The 678-nt window shown below is 76.5% G+C and carries 1 protein-coding gene; it reads right to left on the bottom strand.

Annotated features, from left to right (window positions below):
- A partial coding sequence (locus tag G3573_RS21835) for a hypothetical protein (protein WP_163263705.1) occupies window positions 1-451 on the bottom strand: 451 nt, incomplete at its 3' end.
- Window positions 452-678 lie beyond the last annotated feature (227 nt).

Raw genomic sequence — 678 nt, 5'->3', positions numbered from 1 at the left:
CCGTCCAGGCGGCCAGCAGCTCCGCCTCGCTCAACCCCGCGCGGGCCAGCCGCGCCAGCGCCGCCTCGCGCTCGACCACGGCCGCGCCGGCCAGCACCGAATAGCGCCAGTGGCGCGTAAGGTTGGGATCACAGGCTCGCACCCGGCCGATCAGGTCCGCGTCGAACAGGGCGTCATTGGCCAGCGGGGCGGGATAGTCCCAGTGGTCTTCCGGCACGGTCCGCTTCTCCGGGGCCGCCCCGATCCGGGCCCGCCGGTCGGCGGCCGACATCGAGGCCCAGACGCAGGCCCCGACCTCCGCCACGCGCGCGTCGGCCGGCGGCACGCCGCCGATCACCACCTTCGGGTTCAGCGACGCCTTCACCTCGGCGACCAGGGCCGGATCGGGCGCGGCCTTCGCCGGCGCCTCCTGCGCGTGCGCTCCGCCGGCGACGACAACCGCCGCCGCCACGCCTGTCAAAATCCTGAACTTCACGCCCGCGCCCCACAGAATCCCCGCGGCATCAGGCGAAGCCGCGCGGGCCCTGTCAATCCGGGCGAACGTCGGTCCGCTGGGGGCGCCGCGCGGGCCGGCCGACCCGCACGTCCAGGTCCGACAGCTCGAAACTGACCAGCGGCGCGCGCCCGGCCACGCGCGCGAACGGCGAGCCCGGCGGCGCGGTCCAGCGCGCCCTGGCC

This window comes from Caulobacter sp. 17J65-9 (assembly GCF_010975005.1).
Classification (GTDB): domain Bacteria; phylum Pseudomonadota; class Alphaproteobacteria; order Caulobacterales; family Caulobacteraceae; genus 17J80-11.
This window is presented reverse-complemented; position numbering and strand designations above follow the sequence as displayed.